We start from the raw sequence: 18,306 nt of genomic DNA, 5'->3' as shown, positions 1-18,306 counted from the left end.
GCACGGTTCACGTGCCGGTCACCCCGTCGGCCCGGGCCGTTGCCCGGCGCTCCCTAGCGTCCGAGGCGTGACGAGGCTCCTGCAGCTGCGACCCGCCCCGACGTCCCGGACCGCCCAGGGTGGTCGCGACCACGCGGCCGTCCCCCTGCGACCGGGATCCCAGCTGCCCGGGTCCCTGCGACCCGGGTCCCTGCCACCCGGTGGTGCCGCCGACCGCCCGCTGCGGGTGCTCGTGGTGGCGGAGTCGTTCCTGCCGCAGGTCAACGGCGTCACCAACTCCGTGCGGCGGGTGCTGGAGCACCTCGCGGCGGAGGGCCACGAGGCCGAGCTGGTCGCCCCGACCGGCCCGTCGTCGTACGCCGGCTTCCCGGTGACGCTGGCGCGGGGCGCGACCCTGCCGTTCTACCGCGACTTCCGGATCGGCCTCGAGACCCGGCGCCGGCTGCGTGCGGTGATGCTGCGCTTCCGACCCGACGTCGTCCACGTCGCCTCGCCCGCGACCCTGGGCCACCAGGCCGTGCGGGCCGCCGACGAGCTGGGCGTGCCGACGGTGGCGATCTACCAGACCGACCTGGTCGGCTTCGCCGAGCGCTACGGCATCGCCGGCGGCACGCGCGCGATGGCCCGCCTCACCCGCCGCATCCACACCCGGGCCGACCGGACCCTGGCGCCGTCGCGGGCCAGCCTGGCGCAGCTCGAGGCCCTCGCCGTGCCCCGCACCGCCCTGTGGCCGCGCGGTGTCGACCTCGACGCCTTCCACCCGCGGTGGCGCTCGGCCGACCTGCGGCGGGAGCTCAGCCCCGACGGTCGGCTCGTGGTCGGCTACGTCGGCCGGCTGGCCCCGGAGAAGGAGCTGCACCTGCTCGCCCGCCTGGCCGACGACCCGCGCTACGCCCTCGTGGTCGTCGGCGGGGGGCCCGAGGAGGGCCGCCTGCGCGAGCTCCTGCCCGGCGCGCACTTCCTCGGCGTGCTGCACGGCGAGGACCTCAGCCGTCTCTACGCCTCGCTCGACGTCTTCGTGCACACCGGGCGTCACGAGACCTACTGCCAGTCGGCGCAGGAGGCCCTCGCCGCCGGCGTGCCCGTGGTCGCGCCCCGCTCGGGGGGACCCGTCGACGTGGTCACCGACGTGGTCTCGGGGTTCCTCTACGTGCCGGGCGACGCCGACGACCTGGCCGCCTACGTCGAGCGCCTCACCGACGCCGCCCTGCGCCAGCAGATGGCCCGCGCCGCGCGCGAGAGCGTCGCCGGCCGGTCGTGGCGCGCCGTCAACGAGTCGCTGCTGACCCACTACCGCGAGGTGGTGGCCCACCGGTCCGGGGCCGCGACGGCGGCTGCCCGGCAGGTCGGGCTCAGCGGCGACCGGATGGCCGGCTGAGCACCACCGCGGCCGCCTCCTCGACGCTGTCGACGAGCGCCACCGGCATCGTGCGGCCCCGGGCGAGCGACTCCAGCAGCGGCCACGCGGGCAGCTCCTCGGTCCAGTGGTGCCGGCCCACCAGCACCATCGGGGCCACCGACGACTCGTCGGCGTAGTAGTTCTCGCAGGCGTCCTGGAAGACCTCCTGCACCGTGCCCGCGGCGCCGGGCAGGAAGACGATGCCCCCGTCGCAGACCGCCAGCAGCACCGCCTCGCGGGTGGCGTTGCGCACGTACTTCGCGATCGCGGTGGCCAGCACGTTGGGCGGCTCGTGGCCGTAGTGCCAGGTCGGGATGCCGAGGGTCTCCACCGGGTCGGGTCCGGCCGCGACCTCGAGGGCGACCTCGGCCCACGCCTGCACCGAGGGCCGGTACGACGCGACGCCGGCCAGCCGCGCGAGCGCCGCGTCGAGCTCGGCCTCCGGGCGCCCCGACAGCCGCGCGCCGAGGTTGGCCGCCTCCATCGCGCCCGGCCCGCCCCCGGTGGCCACGGTCAGGCCGCCCGCACCGAGCAGCCGGCCCAGCCGCGCGGCGTCGGCGTACCCGGCCTGGCCGCGCTGGAGCGCGTGGCCGCCCATGACCCCGACGAGGCGCCGGCCGGCGACCCAGGCGGTGAGGGCCTCGTCGATCGCGTGGTCGTGCAGGGCCTTGGCCAGCGAGTCGTCGGGCCCGCCGCGCTGCTGCGACCAGGCGTAGGCGCGGGCGTCGAGGCTGTCGGCGTAGCGCGGGGCGTCGTAGAGGTCGGCGGCGGTGTAGAGCCCGGCGCGGTAGACGTCGAGCGGCACGTCGGCCAGCGCGGGGAGGACCAGGGCGCCCGCCGCGCCGAGACGCTCGGCGTCGCCGGGGGCGAAGGTGCACCCCAGGAAGAGCGCGCCGGCGACGCGGCAGCCCAGCACGGCCTCCCCGCGCTCGCTCAGGTCGACGCCGCGCACCCGCCAGCCCGACAGCGAGGTGGTGCCGGCGGCCAGGCGCGCGTCGAGCTCGTCGAGGCTGCCGAGGTCGACGACCCGCCCGCGGTGGCGCCTCACGCGGTGCCCGACCCTGCGGTGCCCGGCCCGGGGGTGCCCGGACCCGCGGCGTCCGGTCGTGGGGTCCAGCGCTCGTCGTGGAGCACCGAGGCGAGGGGCGAGCGGTGGCGCCAGCCGTGGCGCTCGAGGTCGGGCACGTCGGGGAGGTCCTCGACCTGCCCCACGCAGAGCCAGGCCACCGGCCTGACGTGGGCGGGGAAGCCGACCAGCTCGCCCAGGAACTCCTCGCGGTAGAAGCTCACCCAGCCGACGCCGAGCCCCTCCGCGGTGGCGGCCAGCCAGAGGTTCTCGATGGCCAGGCACACCGAGTAGAGCCCGGTGTCGGCGATGGTGTGGCGGCCCAGCACCGAGGGCCCCGCGCGGCGCGGGTCGTAGCCGACGACGACGCCCAGCCCCGACTCCACGACGCCCTCGACCGTGATCGCGGCGAACGTCTCGGCCCGCTCGCCCTCGAGCGTGGCCGCGAACCGCGCCCGCTCGGCGAGGACGTGGTCGCGGAAGGTCGCCAGCGTGGCCGGCTTCCGGACGAGCACGAAGTCCCACGGCTGCGACATCCCCACGCTGGGGGCGCAGTGCGCCGCCGAGAGCACCCGCTCCAGCACCTCGGGATCCACCGGCTCGCCGGTGAACTCGCGTCGGGTGTCGCGGCGGCGCCGGACGGCGTCGTAGAGCAGCAAGGCCGGGCTCCTCGGTGCGGTGAGGGGGCGGAGGTGGGACGGAGGGGGAGGGGCCCGGCCACGCTACTGCCGGCTCAGAAGGCGTGGGCCACGAGGTCGCCGAAGAGGTCCTGGGCGTCGACGTCGAGACCGCGGGCGCGGAACCACGTGCACATGTTCGTGCAGTCGCGCAGCAGGAAGTCGAAGCCCTGGGCGTTGCCGACGAGGTCGACCACCTGCGGCAGGTCGATCACCACGAGACGCTCGCCGGCGGCCAGGACGTTGTAGGGCGACAGGTCGCCGTGCACCAGGCCGTCCTGGACCATGGTGGCCATCGCCTCGCGCAGCTGCTCGAAGTAGGCCGCCAGCAGGCCGGGCGCGGGACGGGTGGCGGCCAGCCGGGGCGCGGTCTGCGGCCCGTCGGGCCCGTCGACGGTGATCCACTCCATGAGCAGCTCGGTGCCGTCGACCTGCACGGGGTAGGGCACCGGCAGGCCGAGGCGCCAGCAGCGCACGAGGGCGCTCCACTCCGAGACCGCCCACTCGGCGGCGGCGACCTGGCGGCCCCAGGTGCTCTTGCGCTTGAGGGCCCGCTGGTCGCGCGAGCGCCTGGTGCTGCGGCCCTCGGTGTAGGTCGCCGCGCGGTGGAAGGTGCGGTGCTCGCTGCCGCGGTAGCGCTTCGCGGCCATCACCACCCCGTCGTCGGGGTAGGCGGGGTCGGTGCGGTCGAGCAGGAAGACGTCGGCCTCCTTGCCGGTCTTGACGATGCCCAGGTCGGTGTCGACCGCGCCCTGGGAGGTCACGACCCAGGGCGGGCGGGGCTCGGGGCCCCGCGAGAGCGGCTCGACGCTCGACCAGGTCGACCAGCGCCGGCCGGGGTCGTCGGGGTCGGGCTCGTCGTAGGCGCGGAAGGCGAACGTGAACGCCGGGTCGGGGGCCGGGTCGGGGGCGGGGCCGGCCGGCCCGGGGCGGGGTGTGTCGAGAGGGGCGTCAGCAGAGGCGGGGGAGGAGGCGTCGGGCTGGTGGGGCATGGGTGGTGGGTGCTCCGTCGTGAGGAGGGACGTGGTCTGCGGGCAGGCCGGTGACGGTCATCGACATGTCACGCTCCTCTCGACGGTGGGCGGCGCTCGACGCGCGACGCCCGGGTCCGACCATGGTGGTGGTCGGACCCGGGCGTCGGCAACGGGTTATCCCCGGGCTGGCAGCGGGGCTAGCAGACGGAGTCGGTGGGGCGGGGGTTCGTCAGCCCGAAGAGCGGGCGCAGGGCGAGCCCGGCGACGGTGCCGACCACGGCCATGACCCCCCACAGCCAGCCGTGCAGGCTGAAGGAGGCGATCCCGCCGAAGTAGGCGCCGATGTTGCAGCCGAAGGCGATCCGGGCGCCGTAGCCCATGATGACGCCGCCGAGCACGGCCCCGAGGGCCAGCTTGGCGGGGATGCGCCGGTGCAGCACCCACGACCCGGCCGCGGCCGAGGCGATGAGCGCCCCGACGATGATGCCGAGGTCCATCACCGAGGTCTTCTCGGCCAGCACGCCGGCCTGGTACTTCGCGAGGTTGGCCGGGTCGCTCCAGAAGGGCCAGCCGAGCACGTCGACACCGAGGGCGTCGAGGACCTTCGAGCCCCACAGGCCGAAGGCGAAGGTGATGCCCCAGGCGCCGCCGGAGACCAGCAGGGTGAGGGCGTTGAGCCCGGCCAGCAGCAGGGCCCCGACCCACAGCGGCCAGGAGCCGCGCACGGCCCGTGCGGCCCCCCGCGCCACCGGCGGCGGCTCGACCGGGGGCACGCTGCGGCCCCGTCCGAGGACGAAGGTGAGCCCGACGATCGCGGCCATCACCGCCAGGGAGATGGCCCAGGCGCCGAGGTAGCCCGCGCCGGTGTCGGCCAGGGAGACCGGCTCGAAGCTGGGCAGCCCGGTCCAGAAGGAGAAGGTGCGGGCGGCCAGCACCGAGCCGACGACGAAGCCGAGCAGCGTGAGCACGATGGCGCTCTGGCCTGATCCGATCGCGAAGAGGGTGCCGGAGGCGCAGGAGCCGCCCAGCTGCATGCCGACGCCGAAGAGGAAGGAGCCGACGAAGAGCCCGAAGCCGATGGGGGCCAGCGTGGGCGTGGGCGCCGCGTCACCGAAGGAGACCCCGGTGGCGAGGATCGGGGCGAAGAGCGTGCAGGCCACCGCGAGCATCAGCATGTGGGCACGCAGGGCCTTGCCCTGCCGGACCGCGACCAGCTGGCGCCAGGCCGAGGTGAAGCCGAAGCGGGAGTGGAAGAGCACGAAGCCGAGGGACAGCCCCAGGCCGAAGAGCACGGCGGGGGTCTGCCCGGAGCGGGCGAAGATGACGGCGCCGAGCACCCCGGCGGCCACGAGACCGCCGAGCACGATGCCGGCCTGGGGTGCGGGGGCGTCCTGGGCGGGAGGTCCCGGCGGTGCGGAGCGGCCCACCTGGGGGCGTTGGAGGATCGACATGGTGGTGTCCAATCTAGGTCCCGGGGCCCGGCGGAGCGCCGGGGCCGGGTCGTGGCGGGGTCTGGGGGGGTGGAGGGCTCAGCGCGCGATCGGCGGCTCGAGCGGGAGCCCGACCGGGGTGACGGTGCCGCCGGGGAACCACGCGACCTGCGTCTCGTGGCCCTCGTGACCGCGCTGGCTGGGCATGTACGCCGCGCGGGAGGCGGCGTAGAGCGCCAGGGGGAGCGGATCCTGGGCGTGCTGGCTGCGCCACGCGGCGAAGCCGCTGGAGGTCGGCGACTGGCCCGGCAGGTAGGTCGCCAGCGTCGCGCTGAAGTCGCGCGCCTCCGGGGTCCGGATGTCGAAGTCCAGCGGCACCATGGCGCCGGCGGTGGAGTCGACCACGCCCGGCGAGAGCAGCCAGGGGGCCAGCCACGTGCCGTCGGAGCGGATCGGCTGCTGGCGCAGCGGGGTGGCGGTGACCTCGGCCAGTGAGCGGGCCGCGTCGGCCCACCCGCTCACGACGAGCAGCGCGTTGCGCTCGCCGGGTGCGGCCGCGGGGTCGACCACCTCGACGCCGAGGTCCTCGGCGCGGGCGGTCACGGCCGCGAGGGCCTGCCGGCTGCGGGCCGACGGGTCGTGCTCGACGGCCAGCTCCTCGACGCCGCGGGCGGCCAGGGTGTCGACCACGGCGAGCAGCGCCGTCTCGTCGGGCTGCTTGAGCCCGGCGGCCGGGCACACCGAGGGGAGGGCCCCCGTGATGACCTCGGCCGTGGCGGCCGCGACGCACTCGGGGCCGTCGTCGCCGGTCCACAGCGAGGTGTCCGGGGTGTCGGCGCCCGTCTCGACCGCGAAGGGCACGCGGTGCCAGCGGCCGTGGGTCACCAGCACGGTGCCGCTGCCCTCGGGCAGGTCGACGGTGGCCCACAGGCCGTCGGTGCCGGGTCGCGGCACCGCCTTGACCAGGGAGTCCTCGCTGGTGCCGACCCAGGCGGGCTTGGTGGCGTGACCGGCCGCGCCGGGGCGTCCCTCGGAGCGACGCTCCACGTGGAGCGCGTCGATGCGCACGAGGTTGGGGCCCGGACGGGCGGGCGCGACGGTCACGGTGAACTGCACGTCGTCGTGCCGGATCCGCTGGATCGTGGGGACGCCGGGCTCCCGCTCGCCGCCGAGGACCTGCTGGCCGTCGGTGCGGGCGGTCCAGTCCGTCACGAGGGCGCTGCCCTCGCGCGGGTCGGAGCCCGACGGTCCGGCCCCGGCGCTGACGGCGCCGGCGACCACGAGGGCCGCCACGGCTCCGGCCGCGCCGAGGGTCAGGACCGCCCGGAGGCGGGACCGGTCGGACCGGTCCCGCCCCGGGGTGGTGTCGTCGTACGACGTCATCGTCGAGTCCTCGTCGCGTCTCAGCGGATGTCGTCGTCGGCGGTGACGAAGAGCATCGAGTGCGGCTTGGCCGGGCCCCACACGCCGTGGGGCCACTCCTCGCGGTCGAAGTCGAGGCACGGCTCGCCGGTGTTCTCGTCGGCGAACTCCTCGTCGATCGCCATGGTGGCGTCCTCGGCGATGTCGACCATGCAGACGCGGTGGTCGCCGTCGAGGCCCGTGCGGGCCACGAAGTAGTTCGAGTAGGCGATCCGCTTCACGTCGGTGGTCTCGTGGTAGTAGCCGTCCTCACCGAGCTCGAGGTTGTCCAGGGTGCCCCAGTGGGGGCCGCCGGGCGCCTCGAGGATGTCGACCACAGCAGGGCAGTCGCTCTCGGCGCCTCCCTCGACGGTCTCCTCGATGGTGTCGATGCTGCACTCGGGGTCGCCCCCGGAGGCCACCAGCTGCTGGATGTCGAGCTTGAGGATGAAGGGCTTGCTGCCCTGGTCGGTGCCGCTGGCCGAGCGCCCCGCGACGGCGTTGTAGAGGTACTTGTCGTCGAGGCTGGTCTGGATCCAGGCGCTGTTGACGCCGCCGCCGTAGGGGTTCTGGTCGGGGGCGATCTGCTTGTTGGCGGTGGAGAGGTCGAAGACCTCGCGCCACTCCGGCCTCGCCGCGGTGATGTCGGGGCTGTAGAAGATCGCACCGCCCTGCATGGTGGAGGCGAAGGCGCCCTTGTGGCCCGGCTGGTTGGTCACCGTGGTCTCCATGACCGCGCGGTTCTCCTCGTGGTGGGCGACCTTGCCCACCCGGGGCCCGTCGGGCAGGAAGGAGACCGCCTTGAGCTTCGGCTCGTCGGGGTCGGAGATGTCCCAGGTGCGCACGGTGGGCCGGCGCAGGTACGACGAGGGCGCGGCCACCGGGTTGAGGATGATGTTGCGGGGCTCGTTGTAGTCGCTGGTGATCAGCGTGTCGAGGTCCTCGCGCACCTGGATGCCGTGCGGGTTGGCGCAGGTGGCGGCGGGCAGCTGCGGGATGTTGTCGCAGCGCTCCTTCGTCTCCGCGGTGAGCGGGGTCGCCGGCGCCTCGTAGACGGTCTCGCCGTTCTCGTCCAGCCGGACCAGCTCGCCGGGGGAGCCGGCGAAGCCGTTGCCGATGCGCGTCGTGCCGTCGCTGTAGGTGCAGGGGCCGGGCACGTCGGGGCCGCCCATGTAGGTGCCGTAGGCGCCGCCGTCCTTGGTCACCCAGTAGGCGTCGGGCACGGAGCCGCACAGGGTGTCGGTGGGCAGGTTGACGTGCTTGAGCTCGAGGGCGGGGAGCCGGGAGGTGTCGATGACGTAGGTGACGTCGGTGAAGAGCCCGCCGGCGAAGATGTTGTTGCCCTTGTGCCAGATGTACTGCATGTGGTGGGGCTCGTTCTCGACCAGCGGGCCGACCGTGGCGGTGTTGACCACCTTGCCGTAGCTGGAGGAGCCCTTGGTGGCGTCGACGACCGCGAAGAAGTCGGGGCCGATGAGGTCCTGCGTGCCGAGGAGGTCGGAGTTGACCACCTCGGGGAGCGAGGTCAGCTCCTTGCCGGTGCGGTCGAGGATGTTGTTGTCGCCGGCCCACACCACGAGGTACTCGCGGCGCAGTCCGTCGTCGGGCACCGTGCCGCCCGAGTCCCCGCCGCCCAGCCCGAGGTCCGGGATGACGTCGCCGAGGCCGAGGTCCTGCAGGACCGTGGTCGGGATGAGGTCGGACTCGAGGTTGTTGGTCAGCCAGTAGGCCCGGTCGTCGGCGCCGATGATCTTCGAGGTCTGGCTGATGATCTCGGAGTTGAACAGCGACTGGATGAGGCCGTTGAGCGTCGCGATCGCCGGGGTGGCGATGTCGACGGGCTGGCCGGGGTCGCTGCCCGGCTCGTTGGTCTCGTTGGCCGAGGCGGGGGCCTGGGCGACGAGACCGGAGGACGCCAGGCCGAGGGCGGCCAGGCTCGCGCCGGCGGCGAGTCGCCACCGGCTGTGGGTCCGCTGGGTGCGGGGGCGCGTCGAGCGCGCGGAGTGGGATGTTGACACGGGGTGGAGCACCTCCCGAGAGGGGCGGCCGGGGGGCCGCCTCTGAACGATGTCGTTGCGGTGTTGCTGGGTCCCGCTGGGGGATCTGGTCGGGTCACCTCCGAGGTCGTGGTGGGGCGGGGGTGCCGTCGCGGGGAGCCCGGACGGCTGGTCGTGGGGTGGGCGGTCCGTGGTGGCCGCCGGGTCGGGGGCCTAGGCGGCGAGACCGGCGACGGTGGGGATGGCGAGCTCCTCGACCCGCTCCCAGCCGTCGTCCACGTGCACCACCGAGCGGCCGGTGCGGTGCAGCAGGCTGGCGGCGATGCCGGCGCGGTAGCCCGAGCGGCAGTGCACCCACAGCTCGCCGGCGGGCAGCCGGTGCGCGGCCCGCTCGACGTCCTGCACCGGCAGGTGCAAGGCCCCGGGCAGGTGTCCCGACTGCCACTCGTCACGCTGACGCACGTCGACGACGACGCGGCGCACCCCGGCGGGGGCGGTGCGGTAGCCCGCCCAGTCGGTGCGGCGGTAGCGGGCCCCCATGGCCTCGCTGCCGTCGAGCACGTGGGTGCCGACCCCCTCGATGCCGATGGCCGCGAGGTCGCTCACGGCCTCACCGAGACGGGTGGGGTCGTCGGTCAGCAGGACGATGTCGTCGCCCCACGGCACCAGCCAGCCGACGTACGTCGCGAGCTGCGGGCCCTGCTCGACGCTCACCGACCCGGTCAGGTGCCCTTCGGCGAAGCGGTCGCGTCCTCGCAGGTCGACGACCCAGGCCCCGGCGAGCACCGCGTCGGAGACCTGGGCCGCGGTCACCGGCCGCGCCGCCCGACCGGCGCTGCGCCCGGCACCGGCCCGGTTGAGCGGAGCCATGTGGGCGTAGTGGCGCGGGACCGGGCCGAAGCCCGCGACGAGGTCGGACACGAACGCCTCCTCGGCCTTGGTCAGCACGGGGTTCGTCGTCAGCTGGGAGGCGAGGGTGACGTCGCCGTCGCCGGCCTCGGCGGGCCGGCCGGCGCAGAAGGACCCGAAGCCGTGGGTGGGGTGGAGCAGGGTGGCGGGGTCGAGCGCGGCGAGGCGTCGGGCGCTGCGCCACTGGGCGCGGGCGAGGTCGGTGGCCAGGCGCGGGTCGACCAGGTCGGTGCGACCGACGGTGCCGTGCAGGAGGCTGCCGCCGCTGAACACGGCGCCGGCGGTGGGGCTGCCGGACGCCCCGGTGGCCCCGGTGACCAGGAAGGACTGGTGGTGGCGGGTGTGGCCGGGCGTGGCGAGCACCTCGAGGCTCATCCGGCCGACGGCGACGCGGTCGCCGTCGCGCACGCCGACCCGCTCGAAGTCCACCGCCTCGTCGGCCGAGAGCAGGTAGTCGGCGCCGTGGCGTCGGGCGAGCCCGAGGGCGCCGGAGACGTAGTCGTTGTGCACGTGGGTGTCGGCGACGACGCGGATGTCCACGCCGGCCTGCTCGGCGGCCCGCTCGACCGGGCGCAGGTCGCGCGGCGGGTCGACGACCAGCGCCGAGGCGCCGTCGTGCACCAGGTGGCACCGGTTGCCCAGGGCGGGCAGGGGGATGGTGATGACGTGCACGGGGTCCTCCAGGTGCTTACGTCGAGTAAAGCACTAGAGATATATCAGTACAGACGTGCGCGGGTCGACCGAGCCGACGGCAGGAGTTGCCTGTCACCCCCGCCAGGGGTGCGGCTGTGCGGGGGACCGGCCGCGCGAGGCGGCCCGGCTCAGCCCAGGAAGGGGGCCGTGGCGCGCGCCAGCAGCGAGGGGCGGCGGGTGAGTCGCTCCTCGGCGTCGGCCCAGGTCGTCGCGGTCAGGCCGGCGTTGATGCCGAGCCAGCGCAGCGGCTCCGGCTCCCACGCGGGGGAGCGGTGGCCGACCCACGGCAGCGCGGTGAGGTCGGTGTCGTGGCCCAGCACCAGGTCGCGCAGGGTGCGTCCGGCGAGGTTGGTGGTGCTCAGGCCGTCACCGACGTAGCCCCCGGCCCAGGCCAGGCCGCTGCGGCGGTCGAGGCCGACCGAGGCGCACCAGTCGCGGGGGATGCCGAGCGCCCCGCCCCAGGCGTGGGTGAAGCGGGTGCCGCGCACCGCCGGGAAGAGGTCGAGGAGGGCGGCGTGGAGTCCGGCGAAGACCCGGTCGTCGCGGTCGAAGGACGGGTGGGTGCGCGAGCCGAGGTGGTAGGGCGCGCCGCGGCCGCCGAAGACGATCCGGTCGTCAGCGGTGCGCTGGCCGTAGACCACGAGGTGGCGGTGGTCGCTGAAGGTCTCGCGGCGCGCCAGTCCGATCTCCTCCCAGACCTCGGGGGGCAGGGGCTCGCTGGCGATCATGAGCGAGTAGACCGGGGCCAGCGTGCGCGCGTGACCCGGCAGGCGGGCGGTGTAGCCCTCGGTGGCGCGCACGACGACGTCGGCCCGCACCGTGCCGTGGGTGGTCTCGACCAGGCCGGGCCCGATCGACGTGGCCCGCGTGCGCTCGTGGATCAGCACCCCGCGGCGCTCGACCGCCTCGGCCAGGCCGCGCACCAGGCGTGCCGGGTGGAGTGCTGCGCAGTCGGGGGTGTAGGTCGCGGCGAGGGTCCCGCGGCCCCGCAGCACGGCGTCGGCCTCGGCGGGGCCGAGCAGGCGCAGGTCGTCCTCGTCACGCCCCCAGGCGCGGGCGGCGTCGACCTCGGCGCGGGCCCGGGCGAGCTGGGGCCGGCTGCGCGCGAGCACGATGGTGCCGCCCTTGGCCAGCTGGGCGTCGACGCCCTCCTCGGCGCAGGCCCGGGCGACCTCGTCGACGCTCGCGCGCATCGCGGCGTGCTGGGCCAGGGCGGCCCGCCGTGAGGACGCCGCCGCGAGCGTGGGCAGCGAGGCCGGGAAGAGCGCCGAGCACCAGCCGCCGTTGCGTCCCGAGGCGCCGAAGCCGGCGGTCTCGGCCTCGAGCACCACGATCCGCAGCGTGGGGTCGGCGCGGGCGAGGTAGAGCGCGGTCCACAGGCCCGTGAGCCCGGCGCCGACGACGGCCACGTCGGCCTCGCGGTCCCCGGGCAGCGCGGGCCGTGGGGCCCACGACCCGCCCGCGGTGGCGTGCCACAGCGAGAGCGAGCGCGGGTCCGCGCTCAGCGCACACCCCAGGAGTAGGTCTGCTTGCGCAGCTCGAGGTACATGAAGGTCTCCGTGGCCACGACGCCGGGGATGGTGCGGATGCGCGTCGAGAGCAGCTCCAACAGGTGCTCGTCGGACTCGCAGACGGCCTCCACCAGCAGGTCGTAGGACCCGGCCGTGATGACGACGTAGTCGACCTCCGGCATCTCGGCCAGGGTGTCGGCCAGCGGCTCGAGCGGGCCCGTGGCCTTGATGCCGACCATCGCCTGGCGCGCGAAGCCCAGCTGCAGCGGGTCGGTGACCGCGACGACCTGGATGACGCCGCTCTCGGTGAGTCGCTGGACCCGCTGGCGCACGGCGGCCTCCGAGAGGCCGACGACCTTGCCGATCGCGGCGTAGGAGCGCCGGCCGTCCTGCTGCAGCTGCTCGATGATGGCCTTGGAGACGTCGTCGAGGTGGGTCGTGGGACGTCCGGGCTTGCGACTCATGCCCGCAAGGTACCGCCTCGCGGGGTGCTCTCGGACGCATGGCGGGGGGTTTGACGAACGATTTCGTTGCGGGAAGGTTTCGTCTCGACCGGATCGCTTGTCGACCCGGGGTGATCGTGGCACGATCCGAGCACTTGCTCTCGTGCCAGCCCGTGCCCCGGAAGGAGTGTCGTGAGCGTCCCGTCCCACCGACCCACCGGCCTCAGTCGCCGCTCCCTCCTGCGCGGCGGCGGCGCGCTCGCCCTCGGCGGAGCCAGCCTCGCCGCGCTCAAGCTGCCCGTCTTCGAGGTCGCCGGCGCCGCCCAGGATCCCGCCAGCTGCCGCGCCGCCGACCGCTCCGGGAGCGACCGCTCGCTCGTCATCTCCAACTGGCCGCAGTACATCGACCCCCGCAACAACAAGAACGGCACGTTCATGGGGTTCACCGAGCGCACCGGGATCACGGTCGACTACACCGACGACGTCAACGACAACGCCGAGTTCTACGCCAAGGTCCGCAACCAGCTCGGCACGTGCGAGCCCATCGACCGCGACCTGATCATGCTGACCGACTGGATGGCGGCGCGCATGATCGGTCTGGGCTGGATCCAGCCCCTCGACCCCGACCGCGTGCCGAACCTGCACGCCAACCTCATCGAGCCCCTGCGCGGCGTGCAGTGGGACCCCGAGCTGCGGTACCACGCGCCGTGGCAGACCGGCCTGACCGGCATCGCCTACGACTCGAGCAGGACCGACGCCGTCGGCAGCTTCGAGGAGCTCCTCACCCGTCCCGACCTCAAGGGCCGCATCAGCCTGCTCTCGGAGATGCGCGACACGATGGCCTTCATGCTCAAGGTCACCGGGGCCGACCCGGGCGACTTCGACGACGACGAGTGGGCCGACGCCATCGACCGGCTGCGCCAGGTCGTGGCCGACGGCCACGTGCGCTCCTTCACCGGCAACGAGTACGTCCAGGACCTCGCCGCGGGCAACGTCGTGGCCTGCGAGGCCTGGTCGGGCGACGTCATCCAGCTGCAGTTCGACAACCCCGACATCAAGTTCGTGACGCCGGAGGAGGGGCTGGCGCTGTGGAGCGACAACATGATCGTGCCCAACCTCGCCACCCACACCGCCAACGCCGAGGCGTGGATCGACTACTACTACGAGCCGGCCGTGGCGGCGAAGCTCGCCTCCTGGGTCAACTACATCTGCCCCGTCGAGGGCGCCCGCGAGGAGATGGAGAAGATCGATCCCAGCCTCGTCGACAACAAGCTGATCTTCCCCGACGACGAGGCCCTCGCCGCGACCTTCGACTTCATGCCGCTCGACGACCAGCAGACCGCGCAGTACGAAGGGGAGTGGGCCGATGTCACAGGTGGCTGAGGGAGCAGGACCGGCGAGCGCTCCGGGCGTCGTACCCGGCGCCGACCCGGGCGGTGCGCGCGGCGCGGCGTACGACGGGCTGCGGCTGCGCAGCGTGACCAAGCGCTTCGCGACCTTCACCGCCGTCGACGACCTCGACCTCGACGTGCCGGCCGGGTCGTTCTTCGCGCTGCTGGGCCCCTCGGGCTGCGGCAAGACCACCACCCTGCGCATGGTCGCGGGCCTGGAGACGCCCACCTCGGGCAGCATCACCCTCGGCGAGCAGGACATCACCTGGGCCAAGCCCTACCGGCGTCCGGTCAACACCGTCTTCCAGAGCTACGCCCTCTTCCCCCACCTCGACATCTTCGAGAACGTCGCCTTCGGCCTGCGTCGGCGCAAGCGCAAGGACGTCAAGGAGAAGGTCGCCGAGATGCTCGACCTGGTCGAGCTGGGCAGCCAGGCCCGCAAGAAGCCGGCCCAGCTCTCCGGCGGCCAGCAGCAGCGCGTGGCCCTGGCCCGGGCGCTGATCAACGAGCCGGAGGTGCTCCTGCTCGACGAGCCGCTGGGCGCGCTCGACCTCAAGCTGCGCCGCGGCATGCAGATCGAGCTCAAGCGGATCCAGACCGAGGTCGGTCTCACCTTCGTCCACGTCACCCACGACCAGGAGGAGGCCATGACGATGGCCGACACGGTCGCGGTGATGAACGCCGGCGTCATCGAGCAGATGGGTGCGCCGGCCGAGCTCTACGAGAACCCCCGCAGCACCTTCGTCGCCAACTTCCTCGGCCAGTCCAACCTCGTCGCCGGCACCGTCCTCTCGCGCTCGGCCGACCTCACCACGGTCGACATGCACGGCATCCAGGTCTCGGTGCCGACCGCGCGCACCCACACCGACGGCGACGCCGGCTGGGTCGGCATCCGCCCCGAGAAGGTGCTGATCGGGGACGAGGGCGCCGAGCTCGACGCCCCGGGCAACACGATCCCCGGCGGCGTCGTCACCGACGTCAGCTTCGTCGGGGTGAGCACGCAGTACCTCGTGCGGATGCCCTGGGGCCAGGAGCTCCAGGTCTTCGCCCAGAACACCGGCCGCCAGCGCCTCTTCACCACGGGCGAGCGGGTGGAGCTGTCGTGGCGCCCCGAGTACGCCTTCCTCCTCGACGCCGCACAGGACGCCTCGGCCGGGGCGCAGCGGGACGGCGCGTGATGGCGCCCCCGACCACCCCGACCCTGGCGCCGCCCGACGCGCCGCCACCGTCGACCGACCTCGCCGACGCCGAGCCGGACACCGGCCGCAAGCGGGGCCTCACGGGCTACCTGCTGCTCCTGCCGGCCGCCGTCTGGCTGGCCCTGTTCTTCGTCGTGCCGTTCTACTCGCTGGCCGCCACCAGCCTCTACGACCCCAGCGGGTCGGACTTCCGCGGCTACGAGATGACCTACGCCTTCGGCAACTACGTCGACGCCGTCCAGGAGTACTGGACGCCGCTGCTGCGCGCCCTGGCGTACGGCGCCGCCGCCACGCTGATCTGCCTGGTGCTGGGCTACGTGCTCGCCTACGCGATCGCCTTCAGGGCCGGGCGGTGGAAGAACCTCATGCTGGTGCTGGTCATCGCGCCGTTCTTCACCAGCTTCCTGCTGCGCACCCTGTCGTGGAAGCTGATCCTCGCCGACGACGGCTACGTCGTCGACACGCTGCAGTTCCTCCACCTGCTCGGCGATGACGGCCGGCTGCTGGCCACGCCGGTCGCGGTGGTGGCGGGGCTGGCCTACAACTTCCTGCCCTTCATGGTGCTGCCGCTCTACGCCAGCATCGACAAGATCGACCCCCGGCTGATCGAGGCCTCCTCCGACCTCTACGCGCACCCGGCGGTCGGCTTCCTCAAGGTCACCTGGCCGCTGTCGCTGCCCGGCGTCGTGTCGGGCACGCTGCTCACCTTCATCCCGGCCGCGGGCGACTACATCAACGCCCAGCTGCTGGGCAGCCCCAACCAGCGCGTCATCGGCAGCGTCATCCAGAGCCAGTTCACCGACGCGGGCGACTACCCCTCGGCGGCCGCGCTGTCGATGGTGCTCATGGTGCTGATCGTGGCGCTGGTGCTGGTCTACGTGCGCCGCGCCGGCACGGAGGAGCTGCTGTGAGCGCCGCGCGCCCGGCCGCGCGGGGGACCCGTCCGCCCGCGGGCCGGTGGCTGCGCGAGCACCTCGTGCTGGTGCTCGGCCTGCTGGTGCTGCTCTACACCTTCGTGCCGATCGCGGTCGTGGTGCTGATGAGCTTCAACGAGGGCACCCGCAACGTCTACGCCTTCCAGTCCTTCACCCTCGACAACTGGGCGAACGTCTGCGAGGACCAGTCGATGTGCGACGCGCTGTGGGTGTCGATCCGGATCGGGGTGCTCGCCACCCTCGGCGCCACCCTGCTCGGGACGCTCGCGGCCTTCGCGCTGGTGCGCCACGACTTCCGCGGCCGCTCGGCCTCGAACCTGCTCATCTTCCTGCCGATGGCGGCGCCCGAGATCGTGCTCGGCTCCTCGCTGCTGGCGCTCTTCGTGGCCGCCGGCTTCTCCGGCCAGCTGGGCTTCTGGACCATCCTCATCGCCCACGTCATGTTCTGCCTGTCCTTCGTGGTCGTCACCGTGCGCTCGCGCCTGGCCGGCATGGACGACTCGCTGGAGCAGGCGGCCATGGACCTCTACGCCACCCCGGCCCAGACCTTCTGGCGCGTCACCCTGCCGCTGGTCTTCCCCGGCATCCTCGGGGCGGCGCTGCTGAGCTTCTCGCTGTCCTTCGACGACTTCATCGTCACCAACCTCAACGCCGGCACCGAGCTGACCTTCCCCATGTACGTGTGGGGCGCGAGCCAGCGCGGCGTGCCGATGCAGGTCAACGTCATCGGCACCGTGATGTTCGTGCTGTCCATCGCCGTCGTGCTGGTCGGCGAGCTCGGCAGCCGCCGCCGCTCGCGGGCGCTGTCGCGGTGAGCGCCCCCTCCGTGTCGGGCCGCAGCCGCGTCCCGCGCGCGGGCGCCGCGGCCTCCCTGGCGTACGCCGAGCCGCGCACCTACTGGCTCGACGACCCGGCGCGCCCGAGCCCGACGGCCTCGCTGACCGGCGAGCGCCAGGCCGACCTGGTCGTGGTGGGCGGCGGCTACACCGGGCTGTGGACCGCCCTGCTGGCCCGCCACCGCGACCCCTCCCGCTCGGTGCTCCTGCTCGAGGCCGGCACCTGCGGCGACCAGGCCAGCGGGCGCAACGGTGGCTTTGCCGCGGCCAGCCTCACCCACGGCTTCGGCAACGGCCTGGAGCGCTGGCCCGAGGAGCTGGCGCAGCTCGACCGGCTCGGCGCGGCCAACCTCGAGGAGATGGGCGCGACCATCGCGGAGCTCGGCATCGACTGCGACTGGCGCCGCAGCGGGGAGCTGACCGTGGCCACCGCGCCGCACCAGGTCGACGAGCTGCGGGAGGTGGCCGCCGAGGTCGCGGCCCACGGCGGGGACGCACGCTGGCTCGACGCGGCGCAGACCCGGGCGCTGGTCGACTCGCCGACCTACCTCGGGGCGCTGCACGACCCCACCTCGACCGCCCTCGTCGAGCCCGCGCGGCTGGCCTGGGGTCTGCGGCGGGCCTGCCTGGACGCCGGGGTCGAGGTCTGCGAGCAGAGCCGCGTCACCGGTCTCGCGCGCGACGGCGCCGGGGTGCGCCTGACGGTGCGCGGCGCCGACGGGCCCGGCGCGGTGCGTGCGGGACGGGTGGCCCTGGCCACCAACGCCTTCCCGCCCCTGCTGCGGCGGCTGCGGCTGATGAGCGTGCCGGTCTACGACCACGTGCTGATGACCGAGCCGCTCTCGCCCGCCCAGAAGGCCGCGATCGGCTGGGAGGGCCGGCAGGGGATCGGCGACGGGGCCAACCTCTTCCACTACTACCGCCTCACCCGCGACGACCGGATCCTGTGGGGCGGCTACGACGCCGTCTACCACTGGGGCAGCCGCATCGACGCCGCCCTGGAGCAGCGCGAGCGCACCCACGGCCTCCTGGCCGAGCACTTCTTCGCGACCTTCCCGCAGCTGGAGGGGCTGCGCTTCACCCACCGCTGGGGCGGGGTGATCGACACCTGCACCCGCTTCGCGGCCTTCTACGGCACGGCCGTGTCGGGTCGCGTCGGCTACGCGCTGGGCTACACCGGTCTCGGTGTCGGCGCCAGCCGCTTCGGGGCCCAGGTCGTGCTCGACCTGCTGGAGGGGGCCGACACCGAGCGCACCCGGCTGCGCATGGTGCGCGAGCAGCCGCTGCCCTTCCCGCCCGAGCCGGCCCGCTCGGTGGGCATCAACCTCACCCGCTGGTCACTCGCGCGCGCCGACGCGCGCGGCGGGCGGCGCAACCTGTGGCTGCGCGGCCTCGACCGCGCGGGTCTCGGCTTCGACTCCTGAGGCCCGCCGCCCCGTCGCCAC

The 18,306-nt window shown here is 74.1% G+C and carries 15 protein-coding genes; 6 read left to right on the top strand and 9 right to left on the bottom strand.

All coding sequences use genetic code 11. From position 1 onward, the window contains the following. Positions 1–67 precede the first annotated feature (67 nt). The gene (locus IR170_RS13890; protein WP_319805085.1) at positions 68–1,378 is read left to right on the top strand and encodes a glycosyltransferase family 4 protein; all 1,311 of its coding nucleotides are present in this window, start codon (positions 68–70) and stop codon (positions 1,376–1,378) included. Here the strand turns inward: IR170_RS13890 and IR170_RS13885 are convergent. From IR170_RS13885 to IR170_RS13845, 9 genes are all read right to left on the bottom strand, one after another. Next, positions 1,353–2,447, bottom strand: a complete 1,095-nt coding sequence (locus tag IR170_RS13885; protein WP_193664965.1) for a Rossmann fold nucleotide-binding protein — start codon at positions 2,445–2,447, stop codon at positions 1,353–1,355. The two genes, IR170_RS13890 and IR170_RS13885, sit on opposite strands and share 26 nt — an antisense overlap. Then, entirely contained in the window at positions 2,444–3,124 is a 681-nt protein-coding gene (gene bluB, locus IR170_RS13880; RefSeq protein ID WP_193664962.1) for a 5,6-dimethylbenzimidazole synthase, read from the bottom strand. The genes IR170_RS13885 and bluB overlap by 4 nt, the downstream gene beginning before the upstream one ends. Before the next feature lie 74 nt (positions 3,125–3,198). Then, positions 3,199–4,134, bottom strand: coding sequence for a serine protein kinase RIO (locus IR170_RS13875; protein ID WP_193664960.1), 936 nt, complete (start codon positions 4,132–4,134; stop codon positions 3,199–3,201). Positions 4,135–4,313: 179 nt separating this feature from the next. Next, positions 4,314–5,567 carry a YeeE/YedE family protein gene (locus IR170_RS13870; RefSeq protein ID WP_193664958.1) on the bottom strand — a complete coding sequence of 418 codons (1,254 nt, stop codon included), beginning with the start codon at positions 5,565–5,567 and terminating at the stop codon, positions 4,314–4,316. Positions 5,568–5,645: 78 nt separating this feature from the next. Beyond that, entirely contained in the window at positions 5,646–6,929 is a 1,284-nt protein-coding gene (locus tag IR170_RS13865; protein WP_193664956.1) for a hypothetical protein, read from the bottom strand. A gap of 20 nt (positions 6,930–6,949) precedes the next feature. Continuing rightward, positions 6,950–8,965 (bottom strand): hypothetical protein, encoded by a 2,016-nt coding sequence (locus IR170_RS13860; protein WP_193664953.1) that lies wholly within the window; start codon positions 8,963–8,965, stop codon positions 6,950–6,952. A gap of 192 nt (positions 8,966–9,157) precedes the next feature. Beyond that, entirely contained in the window at positions 9,158–10,525 is a 1,368-nt protein-coding gene (locus IR170_RS13855; RefSeq protein WP_193664951.1) for an MBL fold metallo-hydrolase, read from the bottom strand. Positions 10,526–10,674: 149 nt separating this feature from the next. Further along, positions 10,675–11,955: an NAD(P)/FAD-dependent oxidoreductase gene (locus IR170_RS13850; protein ID WP_319805084.1), complete on the bottom strand. Its 1,281-nt coding sequence runs from the start codon at positions 11,953–11,955 to the stop codon at positions 10,675–10,677. Positions 11,956–12,047: 92 nt separating this feature from the next. Continuing rightward, positions 12,048–12,521 (bottom strand): Lrp/AsnC family transcriptional regulator, encoded by a 474-nt coding sequence (locus IR170_RS13845; RefSeq protein ID WP_056862398.1) that lies wholly within the window; start codon positions 12,519–12,521, stop codon positions 12,048–12,050. Between the two features lie 171 nt (positions 12,522–12,692). Between IR170_RS13845 and IR170_RS13840 the strand changes: the two genes are divergently transcribed. The 5 genes from IR170_RS13840 to IR170_RS13820 are packed head-to-tail and all read left to right on the top strand — an operon-like array spanning position 12,693 to position 18,285. Then, entirely contained in the window at positions 12,693–13,883 is a 1,191-nt protein-coding gene (locus IR170_RS13840) for a polyamine ABC transporter substrate-binding protein (protein WP_193664949.1), read from the top strand. Further along, positions 13,867–15,069 (top strand): ABC transporter ATP-binding protein, encoded by a 1,203-nt coding sequence (locus IR170_RS13835; RefSeq protein ID WP_193664947.1) that lies wholly within the window; start codon positions 13,867–13,869, stop codon positions 15,067–15,069. Before IR170_RS13840 ends, IR170_RS13835 begins: the two co-directional genes overlap by 17 nt. After that, entirely contained in the window at positions 15,069–16,001 is a 933-nt protein-coding gene (locus IR170_RS13830) for an ABC transporter permease (RefSeq protein WP_193664944.1), read from the top strand. The genes IR170_RS13835 and IR170_RS13830 overlap by 1 nt, the downstream gene beginning before the upstream one ends. Further along, positions 15,998–16,840: an ABC transporter permease gene (locus IR170_RS13825; RefSeq protein WP_319805083.1), complete on the top strand. Its 843-nt coding sequence runs from the start codon at positions 15,998–16,000 to the stop codon at positions 16,838–16,840. Before IR170_RS13830 ends, IR170_RS13825 begins: the two co-directional genes overlap by 4 nt. Then, positions 16,837–18,285, top strand: a complete 1,449-nt coding sequence (locus tag IR170_RS13820) for an NAD(P)/FAD-dependent oxidoreductase (RefSeq protein ID WP_319805082.1) — start codon at positions 16,837–16,839, stop codon at positions 18,283–18,285. Before IR170_RS13825 ends, IR170_RS13820 begins: the two co-directional genes overlap by 4 nt. Positions 18,286–18,306: the final 21 nt, after the last annotated feature.

This window comes from Nocardioides kribbensis, from assembly GCF_015070375.1.
GTDB lineage: Bacteria > Actinomycetota > Actinomycetes > Propionibacteriales > Nocardioidaceae > Nocardioides > Nocardioides kribbensis.
This window is presented reverse-complemented; position numbering and strand designations above follow the sequence as displayed.